Source organism: Aquiflexum sp. TKW24L (genome assembly GCF_023502205.1).
Lineage (GTDB): Bacteria > Bacteroidota > Bacteroidia > Cytophagales > Cyclobacteriaceae > Cognataquiflexum.
Genome location: NZ_JAMFLG010000002.1, coordinates 195,511 through 213,180, shown reverse-complemented (window position 1 = coordinate 213,180; position 17,670 = coordinate 195,511). Strand labels below are relative to the sequence as shown.

At 41.3% G+C, this 17,670-nt stretch carries 11 protein-coding genes; 6 read left to right on the top strand and 5 right to left on the bottom strand.

Annotated features, from left to right (window positions below):
• The first annotated feature begins 66 nt into the window (after window positions 1–66).
• The 4 genes from rocD to M3O96_RS02285 all read left to right on the top strand — a co-directional run bounded on the left by rocD (window position 67) and on the right by M3O96_RS02285 (window position 3,624).
• Entirely contained in the window at window positions 67–1,341 is a 1,275-nt protein-coding gene (gene rocD, locus M3O96_RS02300) for an ornithine--oxo-acid transaminase (RefSeq protein ID WP_249718393.1), read from the top strand.
• 118 nt (window positions 1,342–1,459) lie between these two features.
• The gene (locus M3O96_RS02295; RefSeq protein WP_249718390.1) at window positions 1,460–2,113 is read left to right on the top strand and encodes an HAD family hydrolase; all 654 of its coding nucleotides are present in this window, start codon (window positions 1,460–1,462) and stop codon (window positions 2,111–2,113) included.
• A 57-nt stretch (window positions 2,114–2,170) separates the two neighbouring features.
• Window positions 2,171–3,142, top strand: a complete 972-nt coding sequence (gene hemB, locus M3O96_RS02290; RefSeq protein WP_249718389.1) for a porphobilinogen synthase — start codon at window positions 2,171–2,173, stop codon at window positions 3,140–3,142.
• Between the two features lie 158 nt (window positions 3,143–3,300).
• A complete protein-coding gene (locus M3O96_RS02285) occupies window positions 3,301–3,624 on the top strand; it encodes a hypothetical protein (RefSeq protein ID WP_249718387.1) in 324 nt (107 codons plus the stop codon).
• Between the two features lie 21 nt (window positions 3,625–3,645).
• On the opposite strand, the gene M3O96_RS02280 is transcribed toward M3O96_RS02285, so the two are convergent.
• From M3O96_RS02280 to M3O96_RS02260, 5 genes are all read right to left on the bottom strand, one after another.
• Entirely contained in the window at window positions 3,646–4,020 is a 375-nt protein-coding gene (locus M3O96_RS02280; RefSeq protein ID WP_249718385.1) for a co-chaperone GroES, read from the bottom strand.
• Window positions 4,021–4,173: 153 nt separating this feature from the next.
• The gene (gene dnaK, locus M3O96_RS02275) at window positions 4,174–6,093 is read right to left on the bottom strand and encodes a molecular chaperone DnaK (protein ID WP_249718383.1); all 1,920 of its coding nucleotides are present in this window, start codon (window positions 6,091–6,093) and stop codon (window positions 4,174–4,176) included.
• A gap of 418 nt (window positions 6,094–6,511) precedes the next feature.
• Window positions 6,512–7,261 (bottom strand): DUF6733 family protein, encoded by a 750-nt coding sequence (locus M3O96_RS02270; protein ID WP_249718380.1) that lies wholly within the window; start codon window positions 7,259–7,261, stop codon window positions 6,512–6,514.
• Window positions 7,262–7,788: 527 nt separating this feature from the next.
• On the bottom strand, window positions 7,789–8,868 hold the full coding sequence (locus M3O96_RS02265) for a DUF4249 family protein (protein ID WP_249718378.1): 1,080 nt from the start codon (window positions 8,866–8,868) through the stop codon (window positions 7,789–7,791).
• Window positions 8,865–11,252, bottom strand: coding sequence for a TonB-dependent receptor (locus M3O96_RS02260; RefSeq protein WP_249718376.1), 2,388 nt, complete (start codon window positions 11,250–11,252; stop codon window positions 8,865–8,867). Before M3O96_RS02260 ends, M3O96_RS02265 begins: the two co-directional genes overlap by 4 nt.
• Before the next feature lie 364 nt (window positions 11,253–11,616).
• Between M3O96_RS02260 and M3O96_RS02255 the strand changes: the two genes are divergently transcribed.
• Entirely contained in the window at window positions 11,617–14,409 is a 2,793-nt protein-coding gene (locus tag M3O96_RS02255) for a carboxypeptidase-like regulatory domain-containing protein (RefSeq protein ID WP_249718374.1), read from the top strand.
• 270 nt (window positions 14,410–14,679) lie between these two features.
• A complete protein-coding gene (locus tag M3O96_RS02250) occupies window positions 14,680–17,337 on the top strand; it encodes a DUF5686 and carboxypeptidase regulatory-like domain-containing protein (protein ID WP_249718372.1) in 2,658 nt (885 codons plus the stop codon).
• The last annotated feature ends 333 nt before the right edge of the window (window positions 17,338–17,670 follow it).

The following is a 17,670-nucleotide window of genomic DNA, read 5'->3' as shown; positions in this document are numbered from 1 at the left end:
CTATATTTGCCAAACCGTTTTGGACGGTGAAATTTATCCTTGACGGGTAGCAAATCTACAAATATTATGATTGAAACAATAAACTCAAGCAGCCAAGCCATTGCACTTGAAGACAGGCACGGAGCACACAATTACCATCCTTTGCCGGTGGTTTTGTCAAGAGGAGAGGGTGTTTACCTTTGGGATGTTGAAGGCAAAAAATACTATGACTTCCTGTCAGCGTATTCTGCCGTCAATCAGGGTCATTGTCATCCAAGGATCAAAGATGCCTTGATCGAGCAGGCAAGCACATTGACCCTAACTTCAAGGGCATTTCACAATGATATATTGGGGCCATTTGAGAAATATATCACAGAATATTTTGGCTTTGAAAAAGTCCTTCCCATGAATACCGGTGCTGAAGGCGTGGAAACAGCCCTGAAAATTGCCCGAAAATGGGGATATGAAAGAAAAGGCGTGGATGAAAACCAAGCTGTTATTGTTGTGGCTGAAAATAATTTCCATGGCAGGACTTCCACCATCATTTCATTTTCTTCGGATAGCAACGCAAGAAAGAACTTTGGACCATACACCCCGGGTTTTGTCAAGATACCTTATGATGATATTTCTGCCTTGCAAAATGCCCTTGAGGATAAAAATGTTGTAGCCTTTTTAGTGGAGCCGATTCAGGGTGAAGCTGGTGTCTATACTCCGGCAGAAGATTTTATCAGGAAAGCCACTGAAGCCTGCAAAGCCAAAAATGTCCTCTTCATTGCCGATGAAATCCAGACAGGAATCGCACGGACAGGATCGCTTTTGGCAGTCTGTGGCAATTGTACCTGCGAAGGACATTGCGAAAAACAAGAAACGTATACCAGGCCTGACATGCTGATCTTAGGAAAAGCGATCTCAGGTGGGTTCTATCCGGTTTCGGCTGTGTTGGCGGATAATCATATCATGGATGTCATCAAGCCTGGTCAGCATGGATCTACTTTTGGAGGAAATCCTCTTGGAGCGAAAGTCGCCATAGCAGCGCTTGAAGTGATTAGAGATGAAAAATTAGCCCAAAATGCACGGAAACTCGGGAAAATCTTCAGAGAAAGAATGCAGATTTTGGTGGACAAATACAAAATACTTAAACTCGTCAGGGGCAAAGGCCTGCTCAACGCTGTCGTTGTCAATGATTCCACAGACAGCAGCACCGCTTGGGATATGTGTATGTCATTGAAAGAAAACGGTCTTCTCGCCAAGCCTACCCATGGCAATATCATCCGCTTTGCGCCGCCTTTGGTCATGACAGAAGAGCAACTGCACGATTGCTGTGATATTATAGAGAAGGTTGTCAAAGAGTTTGAAAAATAGCATTTCAAGGCGTTTTTGATTCGTCAAAATAGAAACCCTCTGGGAGAATTAAATATCTCGGAGGGTTTTTTCATGTCCTTTCGTTAGCTTTGTTAACTATTCCATAACCTATTAATCCATGAAAAAAGCAGTTATTTTCGATATGGATGGCGTCATTTGCCATACCAACCCATTCCATTCTTTGGCTTTTAAGGAGTTTTTTGCCAAAAGAGACATGTACCCGACTGAGGAAGAATTTCAGCTACATATGTATGGCAAAAGCAACTCTTATATAATGAGTCATTTTTTTGGAAGAAAGATCGTAGGCGATGAACTGTTGGAATTGGAGAATGAGAAAGAAAGCCTCTTCCGGGATATATATAGGGAGAATGTCGATCCAATTGCCGGGTTTCAGGATTTTTTTCAGCAACTCAAAACCAATCAGTTTCTGACTGGAGTGGCTACTTCTGCCCCATTTGCCAACCTTGAAATGATTGCAGGCACATTATCCTTGATTGATAGGATGGAGTCTATTTTGGCGAGTGAAGACGTAACCAAACACAAACCCGACCCTGAAGTCTATCTGAAGTCAGCAGCAAACTTGCAGGTGGAACCTGATTTTTGTGTTGTTTTTGAAGATTCATTTTCAGGTGTTACCGCTGCCAAAAATGCCGGGATGAAAGTGGTTGGCGTTTTGTCCTCCCATTCCCGGTCCGAGTTGCCGGTATGCGACCTTTATATCGATGATTTTAGAGAAATGGATGCGGACACCGTTTTTTCATTGATTGGATAATCGGGGTGGTTTTCATTTCTAAACATTTAACTTTGAGTTGCCAAAATCCAGAATAGTATGCAAATAAGACCGAGAAGAAACAGAAAATCCCAAGGGATCCGCAACATGGTGGAGGAAACACGACTGTCTGTAAAGGACTTTATATTCCCGATGTTTCTCATTGATGGTATCAACCAAAAGATTGAAGTAGCCTCCATGCCAGGGATTTTTAGGTATTCTTTGGACCTGATGTTGGAAGAGATAGAAGCGTGTATGAAGCTTGGGATCATGGCATTTGATATTTTTCCGGCCTATCCTGACATCAAAAAAGACAGGTTCGCTACTGAAAGTTACAATCCTGAGACATTTTATCTTAGAGCAATATTCAAAATCAAGAGCACATTTCCCGAAGCGGTAGTTATGACAGATGTGGCTATGGATCCATATAGTTCGGATGGTCATGATGGTCTCGTGGAGAATGGAAAGATTCTGAATGACGAGACGTTGGAGATCTTGGGCAAAATGTCTTTGGCACAGGCACAGGCCGGTGCGGATATTCTCGGACCATCGGATATGATGGATGGGAGAGTGGGTTATATTAGGTCGGTTTTGGATCAAAACGGCTATACCGACGTCTCCATAATGTCCTACACTGCCAAATATGCTTCCGCTTTTTATGGCCCATTCAGAGATGCATTGGATTCAGCTCCCAAAATGGGTGATAAAAAGACTTACCAAATGGATCCTGCAAATTACAGTGAAGCATTGATAGAAGCAGGTTTGGATACTACCGAAGGGGCGGATTTCTTGATGGTCAAGCCCGCTTTAGCCTATTTGGACATCATCAGATTGCTCAAAGACAATTCTAATCTTCCCATCGCTGCCTACAATGTCAGCGGTGAGTATGCGATGGTCAAGGCTGCCGCCCAAAAAGGTTGGATAGATGGAGAAAGAGCGATGTTGGAATCTTTGTTGAGTATAAAAAGAGCGGGAGCAAATGTAATCCTGAGCTATTTTGCCAAGGAGTATGCTTCTATGGTAAAGAAGTAGCCGGGATATAGAAAATGGGGTAAAAAATCACCCAATACATGAATTTACCTCAAAATTATCCCTTTAGATGATCAATTGTTAAAAATGAAAACTTAGTGCGATCTTTTTTTGCTTTCCATTAACTTAGTTTTACTTTTAACTAAAATATCTCTACAGCTATGAAAGTTTCCGCATTCAGTTTATTGTTGGTTTTGGCATTGATGTCTTCATGTGTGAATTGGGATGACCAACCGGTAACTGGGTCTGTCCTATTTACTTCTCGCAATTTTCCTCCGAATATTGAGTACCGTATTGCTCCTGCAGAGGTTTATGTGCAATTAAGAAACTCTCCCAACATCAATCCCTACATTAGGACCGGTATTTTGGGAACCTCATTTGTGGTTTCGGACCTATTGGAAGGAAACTATGTGATTGTTGCAGGAGGAGTCGCGAAAACTTTTCAGATTATCCCCGGAAGACAAGTGGAAGTATTTGTGGGGTGAAAAATTCACTGATGCAAAATCTTAAAGTTCCTCTTCCCTTTCCAGCATCAGGATAGCATGTTGTGGGACAATGAAGTATTTTTCTCCTTCATAGATCACTTCAAAAGCACCGTTTAATAGGAATATTGCCAAGTCCCCTTCTTTGGCTTGAAGAGGAACATACCTGACTTTTTCTTCTGCATCCATCCAAGGTTCGCGGTCTTCGGCAGGCATGGGGATCGGATATCCCGGTCCCGTTTTGATGATATAGCCTTGCTGTACTTTTTCTTTTTCCTGCACTCCGGGAGGAAGGTAAAGGCCTGTTGCAGTTCTGCCGTCTGCTTTTCTGAGTTTGATCAAAACCCGGTCTCCAACGATGATGAGTTTTTTGAGTTTGTTATCTGGGGTGAGTTGCATAGGAGATATGAGATTTGAGACGTGAGACTGGAGATTTAGGGATTGGAAATAGGATTTTGTCTTAATTGTGGTGAGGGAAATTCTCTCTTCAAAAAAACAACGGCATCTATATTTTCATACAGATGCCGTTACATTCTCTTGTTTGTTTTAAGCTTATTTCTTGTCTTCAGACACTTCTTCGTAATCTACATCTGATACACCGTCTCCGGCATTAGATGCGCCTTCACCTGCATTTGCATCAGGTCCTGGCTGTGCACCTGCTCCTTGGGTAGCATTGTAGATTTCCTGAGAAGCAGCTTCCCAAGCCTTGTTCAACGCTTCCGAAGCCGAATCAATTGAAGTAAGATCCTTAGATGCATGGGCGGATTTCAATCCTTCCAAAGCTGCTGAAATATTGGCCTTGTTTCCATCGGAAAGTTTGTCACCATATTCTTTCAGCTGCTTTTCTGCTTGGAAAATCTGACTGTCAGCTTGGTTCAATTTTTCGATTTTTTCTTTTTCAGCCTTATCAGTTGAAGCATTTGCTTCTGCTTCACGCTTCATTCTTTCGATATCATCCTGAGACAACCCTGAAGAAGCCTCGATTTTGATTTTTTGCTCTTTGCCTGTTCCCTTATCTTTTGCAGATACATTCAGGATACCATTGGCATCAATGTCGAATGTGACTTCGATCTGAGGAATTCCTCTTGGAGAAGGTGGGATATCACTTAATTGGAATCTTCCGATAGACCTGTTGTCTTTGGCCAAAGCCCTTTCACCTTGCAAAACATGGATATCAACAGCCGGCTGATTGTCAGCAGCGGTAGAGAATACTTCTGATTTTTTGGTAGGGATGGTAGTGTTGGATTCGATTAGTTTGGTGAATACACCGCCCATGGTTTCGATACCCAAAGAAAGCGGAGTCACATCAAGCAACAACACGTCTTTCACTTCACCTGTCAATACACCGCCTTGGATCGCAGCACCGATGGCCACGACTTCGTCGGGGTTGACTCCTTTGGAAGGTTTCTTACCAAAGAACTTTTCTACCTCTTCCTGGATTTTCGGAATCCTTGTAGATCCACCAACCAAGATCACTTCATCAATATCTGAAGGGTTCAATCCTGCATCAGCTAATGCTTTTTTGCAAGGCTCCATTGATCTTCTGACCAAGTCAGCAGAAAGCTGCTCAAATTTTGACCTGCTCAAGGTTCTCACCAAGTGCTTAGGACCGGTTTGGGTAGCAGTGATATAAGGGAGGTTGATTTCTGTAGAAGCAGAACTTGACAATTCGATTTTAGCTTTTTCAGAAGCTTCTTTCAATCTCTGAAGTGCCATTGGATCATTTCTCAAGTCAATCTGCTCTTCTGATAGAAATTCTTCAGCAAGCCAGTTGATGATTACCTGATCAAAGTCGTCACCACCCAAGTGAACGTCACCGTTGGTGGATTTTACTTCAAATACGCCATCACCCAATTCAAGAACTGAAATATCGAATGTACCACCGCCAAGGTCATACACTGCAATTTTCATATCCTGGTGTTTTTTGTCCATTCCGTATGCCAATGCAGCAGCGGTAGGTTCGTTGATAATCCTTTTGACTTCAAGACCTGCGATCTGTCCGGCTTCTTTGGTTGCCTGACGCTCAGCATCGTTGAAGTAAGCAGGTACTGTGATGACAGCTTCTGTTACAGTCTGTCCCAAGAAATCTTCAGCAGTGCTCTTCATTTTTTGAAGAATCATGGCTGACAATTCTTGCGGAGTATATGACCTGTCGCCGATTCTCACTACGACAGTATCGTTTGTTCCTTTTTCAACCTTGTAAGAAGCATGTTTTTTCTCTTCAGATACTTCAGAGAATTTTTTGCCCATAAACCTCTTTACAGAAGAAATGGTGTTGGTAGGGTTGGTAATAGCTTGACGTTTTGCAGGATCTCCCACTTTTCGCTCGCCGTTTCCATTGTCGAGGAAGGCCACGATGGATGGAGTGGTCCTTCTACCTTCGCTGTTTTGGATGACCACCGGTTCGTTACCTTCCATTACGGCTACGCAGGAGTTGGTGGTACCCAAGTCTATACCTATAATTTTTCCCATGATATTATTTTTATTTATTGATTACAACTTTGATTCGAAAGCTATTAGACAACTCATGTGCCAATCAGAAATTCAATAATTTATGTGTCAGTTTGACAGACTAAATGACAATAGGTAGTTATTTGATCCTTCAAACCTGAAATTATTTCATTGGATTGGCAGACTTCCTTAATCAGCTCTTTGGTATTTATCGATGGCAGTTCAAAATGTAAGATTAATGAAAGAACAAGGGAACCACTTTCCGGGGAGGGCTTCGAAAAAGAATAAATTCACGTTTAATATTAAGATAGTATGAGGTTTCTTCTATCTAAAAAATTGAATGACATCAATGGGCTAATATTGTCTGGATGATTTTAAATCAATCTTCTAGATTAAAAAAAAAATAAGGCCGGAAGACTAACCGGCCTTATTTCAGGTATTAAAAGCTGAAACCTGTAGTCAGCTTGAAGAATGAATCGTTTCCTTCAACCAAGTCTGTACCGAATGAGAATCTTGCAAACGGACCGCCAGTTGGTTTTGTAAATTGGATGTAGGGACCTAACCATTGATAAACATCAGTGGATGTCTCCACATTTGATCCGCCTGTATTGATCAGGTGTTCATAATGTGCACCCAAAGAGAAAAAGGGAGAAATCTTATATCCATAATTTACCCAATAATGGAGATAGGATAAAGTTGTCCCTGATGCTGGTGCTTCATTTCGCAATGGGGCATATAGACCTGCATAAATCTGTCCTTCAGTTTTGGTTTTATTCAAATTGACAGTCAGGTTTGGAACAATACCGTCTCCCAATCGACCGCTACCTGCTGTACCTGAAGAAAGCAGGTTGCCACCCAAAATACCGATTTGCGGATTTACCGAAACCCCTTCAGCTACCTTAAAATTAAGACCTACTCCAAATTCGGTCCAGTTTCCCCAGCCTCCGCCTGTGCCACCGGACCAAAGGATGCCATAAAATGTAAAGTCAGTTTTTTCACTGATACTGTATCCCCCTTGAAAGACGGGATAAAATCCGAAAAACTGATCGGAATTCAGGGTGACGTTAAAGGTGAAGTCATCGTCTTCTTCTTCTTCTTCCTGTGCCATTACGCTTGTCATAGATAGTACCATTAGCATCATGCCAAGTACTGTTCCTCCTTTAAGAAGGTTTGTAAAATTGTTTTTCATAGGTTTAATAGGTTTTGTGATTATGAGGTTAATTTAATTACCAATAATCTACAAATAGATATAGACTATAGAAATTATGGTCACTAAATTACCCATGATTTTTATAAATGCAATAAAAAAGCATTTTTTATGTTAAAAAAATAACCAACATCTGATTGTTTATCATTTTGATAAAAAGATTGCCTGTTAGTTTGATTATAGGAAAAAGGGCTTTTATTGAATAAAGGAATAGAAAAAAGTACAGACTTGCCCAATTGGAAATAAAACAAAAAACCGTTTATAAGTGAATGAAAGGATTGTTTAGCCATGTTGTCAAACTTTTTGACTGCAACCATTTAAATTAAAAATCCACCACTAAAATGCTGCTATCTATACCCATTGAACACCTTGACCTTCAAAGGATCTTCAGAAGGCTTGATATAAATATGGTTTTCTGAGAGAAAATAAGGAAAAAGTAGGTTTAAAAAACCCGGTGTCAAATTCAGTCTAAACTCAAACTGAGGTATAATTAATTCTATCTAAAAGACTCAATCAAACTTCCACCAGTCAGGGGCATCGTTCGTCCACCTTCTTCCCTGTGCCCTTGAATCACAGCTCCTGCATTCTGATGCATAGGTATCCTCAGGCTTATTGGGGAAATATTGACAGGGGTCGACAAGGTAAAACGGCACATCTGCCCGTGTTGTGTAAATCCTTGTTACTTTGGTTTTAGCTACTTCAAAATACCCCAATACAATTTCATTTTGGTCTTCTATATTGGAGATATTACCAAATACGGGCGCCGGAGGAACATCAAAAAGAGATCCTTGGTTGTTGATGACGATTTTTATTTTTTCCCAATATTCATATGCCTCCCTGTTGATGCTTAGCTGCCTGACACTGACAAAAAGCGGATAGAGGAATGAATTGTCTACCCTTCTTTTGCCTACCACAAAATTTGCCTTGCGGGTGCTAGTTCCTGATCCATTGAATAAATTCAGTCGGTTGGGTTCGATGATATCCGATATAAAACAAGGAGGTGGAACTGGGGGTGGAAATCCTGTTCCAGGAAGGTAAACGAGAGGCCAAAAATATGTCTCTTCAATCATCCACCTTAGGTAAATGGGATCTCGTGTTGCCGGAAGTGTTGTTTCTGAAAAGACGGTAAAAACAGATTCCAGAGATTCTGTTCTAAATGGTTCATTGGCAAACCCAAAGCTAAGTACATCCTCTGCAAGCAATTCAGGGACTTTTTCAAACTTTGACCTGTAGACATTTTCATCTAAGATTACTTCAATGGCGTAGCTTTCTCCTGCTACAGCTTTGACTCCAAAGATTTCATATTCTCCATTCCCTATGGAATAGTACCTGCTTATTCTTTCTCCTCGGGAATTCAATAAAAAAACCTGAGCGTTTGGAACTCCCCTTGGGGACAATCCAAATGCAGCGGTCTGGCTTACATTCACCGCTTGTCTTTCATCACCGTCGGTAAATAGACCATAGATTACCAATTGACCTTCTTGGGTATCGCCTACAAAATCAAGCTTGTCGATACAGGAAATGGGAAGCAATAGGTATAAGAGGAATACCAAAAGGAATCGGAATGATATGTTATGGATTTTGATCATTTTCCAAAAGCAACAGTGTAGGTAAAAGAAGGGAAAGCTGATCCTAATATGGAAATCTGATAAGGTACCAATCTGGGAGTTCTGCCCTCCCGTTGGAAGAAAACCGAATAGGCATTTCTCCTCCCGGTAAGGTTATAGACACTAAAATTGATTTTGTCGTCCCACTTTCTCACAAAGCCATTGGTCAAGTAGGAGAAGTCAATCCTGAAATAATTCGGAATCCTGAATTCATTCCTGTTTCCAAAATTCGGCACAAAGATTCCACCGATCACATAATTGGACGAAAGTCCTGTCACCGGTCTGCCGGATGAAAAATTGACATTGGTATTGAAAGTCCGTCCTCTTCCGATATGGAAATTGGTGACGAGAGAGATGTTATGTGGTTTGTCAAAATTAGTGGCAAACCAGTTTCCCTGGTTCACCTGTATTTCAGGAAATTCAGATGTTGTCCTTATCAGCGACCTGCTGTAGGTATAAGCAAGCCAACCGGTGATGCCGCCGCTGTTTTTTTGGATTAATACTTCTGCACCATAAGCCATGCCTTCTCCCTGAATCAATTCAGTTTCTATGTGTGGATTTACAAACAAGTCCGCAAAATTCCGGTATTCCAGCTGATTGGCAGTGGTCCTGTAAAATCCCTCAAAAGAAGTGGACCATTCATCTTCTTGGAAATTTCGGAAGTAACCCAAAGAAGCATTGTGTGACCGTTGTGGCAGGATATAGGTGGTGCTCAATTGCCACAGATCAATCGGTGTGGGACCCGTAGCGTTGGAGATGGTCTGAAGGTATTGGTTCATGACCGAATAGCCGCCTTTGATAGAACTGGATGCATCAAAGGTCCAACGAAACGAAAGTCTTGGCTCAAAACCATTGTATCTGACGACGTTTCCACTTTCGATAAAATCAACACCTACGATAGTCAGTCTGGAGATCGGAAGACCTTCCTCATAGCGGAAAACAGAATCCGGTCCTTGCTGCACATAATTGGAATAGCGGAGTCCTCCGGAGAGGGAAAAATTTTCAGATGGATTCCAATCTGCGGAGACAAATGGCGCATATTCCATTCCCCTTTCTTTGGAGACAGTTTGGTAAGGAATACCTGACTCGGGAGAAAGAGGACTTTGTTTTTCCGGTCTCATCTGGTATTGGATGGCTTCCGCACCAAAGTTGACATCTACCTTCTCCAACGTCCATAATCCTGTCACTTTACCTTGAAAATAGTACAGTCCATTTTCTATTTTGGATGGGTCAATGGGAGAGGGCTCAAAAAAACCGTTGTTAAATGAGCCATAAGCCACCATTCCCACCAATGACAAATCATCAGTCAAGAGATTTCGACTTGTCAGGGAACCGACAAGGTTGTTCCATTCAAATCCAAATTGATCGGAAAACCTGAAATAATCACCTGTATTGAGCAGATTAAAATCAAGGCTGTTTTTCTCCGAAAACTGGTGGTTGACTCCCAAATAAATATCGTGGAAATTGATCTTGCTGTTTTGCACATCTACTTCATTTGCTTGGTTCAACAGCCAGTTTGCGTTGGATAATCGGGAAGCAAAAATCATGGATGTTTTTTCGGGTACAATCGGACCTTCTATCATCAATTTGCTGACTGCGGTGCCAATCGAACCACTTCCTTTCCATTTTTCTTTATTTCCCTTTCTCATTTCAATATTCAGGGCTGAAGAACTCCTTCCTCCAAAGTAGCTTGGAACAGTGCCTTTATATAAGGTGAAGTTTTGAAGTGCATCCCCATTAAATGACGACAGAAATCCCAACGCATGGCTGTTGCTGAGTACAATTGTCTCGTTCATCATGATCAGGTTTTGATCTGCCTGACCGCCCCGGATATTCATGCCTGCCGAACCTTCACCCACCGAGGTCACACCTGGCATGGATTGGAGCACATTGAACACATCCGGTTCGCCCAAAAATGCCGGGACAAGTTTGATGTCATTGATGTTCATTTTGGTGACACCTGTGATTGGGCTTCGGATATTTCGGTCGCGTTCCTCAGCCTGTACGGTGAATGCTTCCAATTCAAAATCGAGGTTGGCCAGTCCTACATCCAATTGGCCATCACCATACATGAGTGCAATGTAGTGGGAAGGTTTTTTTCCTAGCTGTCGGAAGACGATCCGGTGTCTCCCAGAATCAAGCGAAACGGCATATTGTCCGTTTTTATCGGTATTGTCACCTGCAAAGAATCCGTCAATATGGATAGAGACACCCGACAGGGGTTCACCTGTTTCTAACTGATTCACTTGTCCCGTCAAAAAATACTTTGCCCTTTTTGACTGTGTTTTTTGTTCAAAACTTACTTCTTTAAACTCTGTCTGACCAAGACTCCTGTGTGAGCTTGTAATCCAAAAAAACAAGATCATCAAACCCAAAAGCTTATAGTTGAAAGAATGAATTTTCAGCCGGAGAAGTATTTCCTTTAGGGGTAAATTGTGATTTGTATTGTGGTGAGACACTGAGTCAATTGTGGTTTTGGGTATTTATAACAAATTAAATATTAACATATGGCTGGGGTGTAAAAGACTAGGAATTTCAAAATTATAAATCCGGCATTTTTTATAACCAATGACCCAATATTGGTTTATTGCTAACTCGATCATATTTTGGAAAAACTAAATCCATCCAACGAAAAAGTCAACACGCCGTAAATTAAATAATTCGGATGGAGATAAAAAGGAATTTTTTATCTTACAATTTCTTCTTTTAGGCACCAAAAATTTCAATTACGTGACAAAAAGTTTTCTTTGGTTTTCAGGACTTATAAGGACATACTTGTTTGTGATTTTTTTATGGGTACCTCTCTCAGGTAATTCTCAGGTAATCATCGGCAATATTACAGATGAGAAAACAGGAGAACCCATGCCCTTCGCCAATGTATTTATCAATAATACCACGATTGGCAGTACTACAGATGTCAAAGGGAATTATAAGATCAGTGGTGTTCTACCTGAAAATCTAGAGATTGTCGCCTCCTTTGTGGGGTATGTGACTAAGTATCGGAAGATTTCTTTAGTCGGTAGACTGCAGGTTACTGTCAATTTTGAATTGACGCCAAAGGAAAATCAGCTTGATGAGGTTTCCCTTTCAGCCAAAAGGGACAAAGCATGGGAAAGGAACCTGCGCAAATTTGAACGGGTATTTATTGCCGTTCCAGATGATCCTTTTTTTAAAAGAAATAAAATTATCAACCCTTGGGTGATTGATTTTAATGAAGGGAAAGTAGGTGGATTGGGTAGGTACCTTGCTGCAAGTTCTTCAGAGCCTATTAAAGTGGCAAATACCGCACTTGGATATGAAATTGATTATCATCTTCAAGAATACATTCAAACCAAGATTGGATTCCATTATTATGGCCTTGTCAATTTCAAGGAAATAGAAAAACCTGAAAATGGTGCAGAAACGACATGGATAGAAAGTAGAAATTCAGCTTTTTTTGGGTCAATGAGGCACCTTTTACAATCTTTGATCCGCAATGAAGCCGATAGTCAGGGGTTTGAAGCTTTTATAGTCCAAAATATTGCGTCATCGATGCGGACCAATGATTTTGACCAGGAGAGAGGAAGTTCACTTTTACCACTTCCATTGAGCTATTTGGTAACGGATACATTGCCAAACGGAAATTTCATAGTCGAGTGGCCGGGAAATGTAGAAGTGCATTTCACCAAAAAATACTGGCCTAGCAATTACTACACAAACAGATCTCATCCAATTTCTTGGATTGATGCTCCGAATTGCAAGTTTGAGGTGGATGCAAATGGATTGTTGATGGATCCGAGAGAGTTGGTACTGTCAGGCTATATCGCAAGGGAGCGTGTCGCAAGGTCTTTGCCTCATGATTTCAGACCGGATTTTGAAAATTTGAAGTTGTTCGCTGAGGTGGACAGCAGTCAGATTTACCAAGATAAATGGAACAATCTTAGGGAAAAGCCATTCCTAACCTTTAACAAACCCTATTTTTCTCCGGGTGAGATGGTCTGGTTTTCTTCAACAATGCTTTACCAGAACGCTATTTTTCAGGATTCACTCAGCAGGGTATTGTATGTTGACCTGCTCAATGAAAACAAAGAAGCCGTTATGATGGAGACTTTTCCCATTGCTTTGGGAATGGCAAATGGGCAGCTTCAGCTGCCGGCAGGAATTCGGCCGGGTGATTACACTATCAGGGCCTATACCAATTGGATGAGAAATTTCCCCGAGGAAGAATTCTTTTTCAAACCAATTCCAATTATCAGTGAGAACATGGAAGTGGTGGTAGCAACCGGAATTCAGACCAACGACCAAAGTGAAGAGGAAGTTTCTGTCCTGATGAGTACTGAAATTACCAGAGCGGAGCTGTTCAATAATGCTGCGATCAGTCTTTCTATCCTTGAATCAGACAGTTCAATGTTGGAAGGGAACTTCAGTATTTCCCTTATTGATGCCGATTTGGCTTCATTTTTAGCGGAAGATTTGACCCTTGAGAAGGCATTGAATTGGATCGGATCAGACTTAAATGATTTTGTATTTCCTGAGAATGGATATAAAATAGAATACGGGATTTCAGTGGAAGGATATTTTTTGGATAGGAAAAATAAGTCTTTGGCAGTTCCACTGAATGTGGTTTTGGGTGAGATGGCTGATTTTGGGAGGATCTATTCTGACAGCACCGGTTATTTTTGGGGAACAGGACTTTATTTTACAGATTCATCTGAAGTTGCCATTGCCGCATTGAACAAAAACAGAAAGTCTTTTGGGCAGGTGTCACTTATTGAAAATCGGCGACCTAAGGTTAATGTGGATTTGCCCAAGATTCAATTAGAAATCAGGCCAAAATCAAAAATTGCACAGCTTGATATTTTTGAGGGGGATTATATTGAGTTGGAAGAATTCCTTTTGGAAGGAGAAAAAAAGAAGACGCTGGAGGAACTAAACTATGGCTATGGTGAAGGTGACCGAAGCATTGGGCCTAAATTTTTGGAACAATTCCCGGAAAAAACTGTAGCTGAAATTATCGGCATGCAAATGCCAAGAGGAATAATGGGAATGACTAATTGGGGTCTTAATACCGGGGAGCCATTATTGATCATGGATGGGAGTCCTTATATTTTAGGCAGTTGGGAATCTACTTTTGGTGTGTTAAGTGAAATGCTCGCATCTGAAATAGAATCTATTGAGGTTTTCAATTTCAATGCCTCAAAATTTGGAATGGCGGGATTTGCAGGAGTTATCATGGTAAAAACCAAGAGAGGATCTAGGACAAAACAAGATGAAGGGGTTTTCAACAGTGACCAATTTCAGAAGTTCAAATTGAGAGGATTTACTACTGTCAAAGAATTCCCTGTTCAAAAAGCCGATTCTGAAATCCCCGAGTCCCGCCCTACGATCTATTGGAATCCAATGGCCAAAACGGATGCTGAAAATCCAACATTTACTTTTTCCGTCAATATCCCAAAGACTACCAAAAACATGTTGCTAAAAATTGAAGGATTGAGCAACGAAGGATTTCCTTTTTATAGGGTATTTCAGATTCCGGTCAACTGAGATTGAATTTTAGTATTCGACACAAAAAATCGAAATCAAACCCTTTGTGGGCAGTCATAAACTTTAGCGATTGGAAATCCTAAATTGAATGAAAAATTCCATTCCTACTTCCTACTTGTTACTTCCTTACCTCCTACTTCCGTCCTCTTTCCACTTTTTAATTATCCTTAAATACCTTTACTTATCGTTAATTTTTGTCAACAACCACAATAAAATTGGCTCGTTAGAACATTAAATATTATTTTTCCAACACCATTGACTACCACAACCATGAGCCTTATTATTCGATTTTTCAAACCAATCTTTTTGTGTTTTTGCTTGCTTTTCCTCTTTAACGAGTTAAAGGCCCAAGGAATCAGGGGAAAAGTGACTTCCAAATCCGGAGAACCTTTGCCTTTCGCTTCCATATATGTCCGTAATCTTGGGGACGGCGTTCCGACCAACCAAAACGGGGAATATGAATTCCGACTCAAAAAAGGCGTTTATGATGTCCTGGTTCAATATTTGGGCTTTGCTTCTGAGGTTAAGACAGTCGTCGTTTTGGAAGAATGGGTCGAGCTGAATTTTGAATTGGATGAGCAGGTCTACGCTTTGCAGGAAGTGACAGTCAAAACCAAACAGGAAGATCCGGCACTTACAATCATGCGCAAGGCGATTTCCAAGGCCAAATTCCACAGGCTTCAGGTGCAGGAATACAGCATGATGGTTTACCTCAAAGGTACCGGCCAACTCACAGACGCTCCTTTTTTTATGAAAAAAGAAATGGAAAAAGAAGGTGTCAAACTCAATGAAGCTTATACCACAGAATCTGTTTCCCAGATCACCTTTAAGCAACCGAACACTGTTGAAGAAAAAGTAATCAGCATCCGGACAAACGGGGACAATAACGCGACCTCTCCGGCACCCTATATCGCTACGAGTTTTTACAATGCAAAGATCAATGAAGCAGTCACACCGCTTGCGCCTTCGGCTTTTGCTTACTACCAATTCAAATATGAAGGTTCATTTGTAGAAAACGGCGTCATGGTCAACAGGATCAAAGTGACACCTAGGTCAAGAGGGGAGCGGGTTTTTGATGGATATATCTATATCATTGAGGACCTTTGGGCGATCCACAGCTTGGACTTGACGACATCTTTGCTTGGGTTTTCGATTGGGGTGAAGCAGATTTACCAGCCTGTAGCTGAGAATGTCTGGATGCCCTCGACCCATACTTATACTTTTGGAGGTAAATTTTTTGGCTTTGCAGGAGAATACAAATACCTCGCGTCCACCCGCGACTACAAAGTGACACTAAACCCCGACATGATTGCCGAAACTGTAATTATCGATGAAAAAGTAACTGAAGTGCCTAATGATGTCACTGCATTCAACAAAAGTGTATCCAGTTTGGAGCAAATGTCCCAAGCAGACAAGATGACAAGAAAGGATTTCAGGAAGCTTGTCAATGAATATGAAAAGGAGGCCTTGAAAGAAAGCAAAGAGGCTGAAGTGGTTTCCAATAGGAATTATACGGTCGACTCACTTGCCAAAAAGCGGGACTTGAGCTATTGGGACAGCATCCGTCCGGTAAAGTTGACAGCCCCTGAAATCCGTGGTTATCAAAGGGATGATAGCTTGGCAGTCATCGAAGCTGCCAAAGTCAGTGAAGTGGATTCAGTTGCGAAGAAAGCAAGACGTGGATTCAAACCCGGAGAAATCCTTACAGGAGGATCCTATTCTTTTGGTAAAGGCAAATCGGCAGGTTTCCACACCAACCTGACAAAAATCTCATTCAACACAGTGGAAGGTTTCAAATTTGGTCTTGCCGGATTTTACCGAATCGAAAAGTCCACCAAGATGGCAGATTCGGTAACCATGCACAGGAGATCCTGGAATTTCAGGCCCGAGTTCAGGTATGGATTTTCGAGCAACCAACCTTACGGAACACTTGATATCCGAAGATCAGTCAATAAAGGACGACCGGGATATACGCTTGGGTTGACCGGAGGGAAATACATTTTTCAGTTCAATGGAGACAACCCAATTTCCGAGCAGGTCAACATGTTGTATTCTTTGCTTTTCCGGCAAAATTACATGAAGCTCTATGAGCAATCATTCTTGAAAGGATATTACAACCACCGCATTACCGACGCTTTTACTTACCGGACCAATGTGACTTATGCCTTCAGGAGGGAATTATTCAATAATTCTGATGTCAGTCTTTGGAATCGACCTGAGCGGGACTATACTCCAAACAGACCTGAAAACATTGAAGCTGATCCAGCGGCTTTTGAAAATCATCATGCCCTGATTTGGACCAATAACATCGAATGGAGACCTGGATTGAAGTATTATATCAGGAACGGCCGAAAAAACCCATTGTATGAATCCGCCCCTTTGGTGAATTTCAGATATACCAAAGCTATTCCGGGAGTTTTCAATAATGCCATGGCCTCAAAGTTTGACTTGGTAGAAGCGAGCATTGAGCATTTCTTCAACTTTGGAGTAAGCGGCAAATTGGATTTCAATGTCAGTGCCGGCGCATTTCTGAATAATGACCGGGTGTACTTTATGGACTTCAAGCATTTTGGTGGTAACAGGACCATCTTTGCCAATATGGGTGTGGCGGCCAATTACAGGTTTTTGGATTATTACCAATACAGCACCCAAACCCAATATGTCAGCGGGATAGTGCATTACCAGTTCAGGAAGTTTTTGCTGACCCAATTGCCCATGTTGCGTTTTTCGGGTGTGAGAGAAAATTTATTTTTCAATTACCTCAAGACCCAAAATTCTCCTCATTATTGGGAATTGGGCTATTCCTTGGATAATCTCTTCAGGATCTTCAGGGTAGAAATGGGCGCCGGCTTCGAAAACAGCAATTACCAAAGAGGCGGATTCCGGTTTGGAATCGCAAGCTTTATTAATGTCAATTTTGAGGATTGAGGGCACTTCCAAAAAATTAGATTTTACTATATAAAGCTAGACGGAAGACGGAAGACCGAAGCTGGAAAAAACCGTCGAGGTCAAAAAAAGACCTCAAAGGTTACCGCCACCCAACCTTAAAACTTTTCAACCTTCCAACTTTTAGAACCCATTAAACAATTAACCAATTAACCCATCCCCCCACTAACCAAATTCAAATTTTGATATTACCACAAAGCCTTCTATATTGGGAGTTGTAAGGTTTAATATCAATAAAGATGAATAGCCTTTGGTTATTTCACTTTCATCGGGGCTTCTTAGAAGCCTTTTTTGGTTTATAGACTTTGATTAAGC